Consider the following 1,713-nt stretch of genomic DNA (forward strand, 5'->3'; position numbering starts at 1 on the left):
TGGCAGTTCGGACAACACCCTGCGCTTGTGGACCCGCCAGGGGGAACCCATCGGCGAACCCTGGCGCGGCCATCAGAGTTCGGTCAGCGCCGTAGCCTTCAGCCCGGACGGCGAGACCATCGTCAGTGGCAGTGGGGACAACACCCTGCGCTTGTGGAACGGGGGGGATTGGAAAAATTGGCTGCAAATGGCCTGCAATCAGTTGCAGTATCATCCGGTTTTGGTAGCCCCAGAAACCGATACCGCCCGCGATGCTGGTGAAACCTGTCAAAAATATGCCTGGAGTACCACCGAGTCGGCACAGTTTTTGGTGAGTCAAGGCAAGGCTTTAGCCCGGGATGGCGATTTCTCCGGGGCCGTGACTCACTTCAACCGCGCCTTGAAACTGGACGACTCCCTCGACCTGGACCCGGAAGCGAAAGCCACAGAACTTGCCGTCCCCGCCTTGATAGCACAAGGGGAAGAGTTGGCCCGGTCAGCCCAAGTAGAGGAAGCGAGAGAGAAATTCCAAGCCGCCTTGAAACTGGACGACACCCTCGACCTCGACCCGGAAGCGGAAGCCATCGAAATTGCCACCTCTAGTTTAGTGAAACAAGGGGAAGAACTCGCCGGGGAGGGTCAAGTTGACGAAGCCATTGCCAAATTCCAACAGGCGGTAAGTGTGGACGAGACCCTCGACCTGGACCCAGAAGCGAAAGCCACTAAACTTGGCGTCCCCGCTTTAGTGGCACAAGGCAAAGAACTCGCCAGTGAGGGTAAAGTTGACGAAGCTGCCGCCAAATTTCAAGCTGCCTTGAAATGGGACGAGACCCTGAACCTGGACCCGGAATCGGAAGCCATCCAAATTGCCACATCATCTGCATTAGTGGAACAAGGGAGACAACTCGCCCGCGAGGGTCGCGTAGATGCAGCGGTTGAGAAATTCCAAGCCGCTTTGAAACTGGACAACACCCTCGACCTAGACCCGGAAGCGGAAGCGAGAAAAATTACGGCGGCGGCTGTAGCGGACAAGGCGAAGCAGTTGGCGGAAGACCGGCAGTATAAAGCGGCCATTGAGGCTTATACCGCAGCGGAGAAACTTGATGCCAATCTGGAAATTTCTGCGGTAACTTGGAATAATCTGTGTTGGTATGGTAGCTTGCGCGGTGAGGCCGAGGTAGTGATGCCTGCCTGCGAAAAAGCAGTGCAATTAGCACCGAACGATGCGGGCGATCGAGGCAATCTGGGAATCGCCAAAGCTCTCACGGGAGATACGGAAGGCGCGATTCAAGCGTTTGAGACCTTTCTTGAGTTAAGTGAGGATGAAGAGGCTAAAGAAATCGTGCAGGGATATATCGATACCTTGCGTGCTGGAGAAAATCCGTTTACCGAGGAGGAGATTAAACGCTTGTTAGGGGAATGAGTTCGGTGCGTGACCCCGGCGCTTGGCATGGAGTGGCGCGGGTCACGCACCCTACGGGCCAGAGGTGCTATAGGGTCATCCATCGGGGTGGAGGCGGAGCCTCGGGAGGGCCGTTCCCAGGCATGAGCCTGGGAACGAGTTATAACGAGTTATAATTAGTCCGCGTAGGCGGACTTGGCTTGCCCAGGCGCGATTTCAATCGCCCGCTAGATGAGGTGCTTGTGTATAATCATCCAGGGTGGAGGCGGAGCCTCGGGAGGGCCGTTCCCAGGCATGAGCCTGGGAACGAGTTATCAGGGTGGAGGCGGAGC

General features: G+C 56.7%; 1 protein-coding gene. It reads left to right on the top strand.

Annotation, left to right across the window (positions count from 1 at the left end; genetic code table 11):
• On the top strand, positions 1–1,402 hold a 1,402-nt coding region (locus LKK83_RS28240), incomplete at its 5' end, for a WD40 repeat domain-containing protein (RefSeq protein WP_442957375.1).
• Between the last annotated feature and the right edge of the window lie 311 nt (positions 1,403–1,713).

It is taken from the genome of Phormidium sp. CCY1219 (genome assembly GCF_035615515.1).
In the GTDB taxonomy this organism is placed as follows: Bacteria; Cyanobacteriota; Cyanobacteriia; order Cyanobacteriales; family Laspinemataceae; genus CCY1219.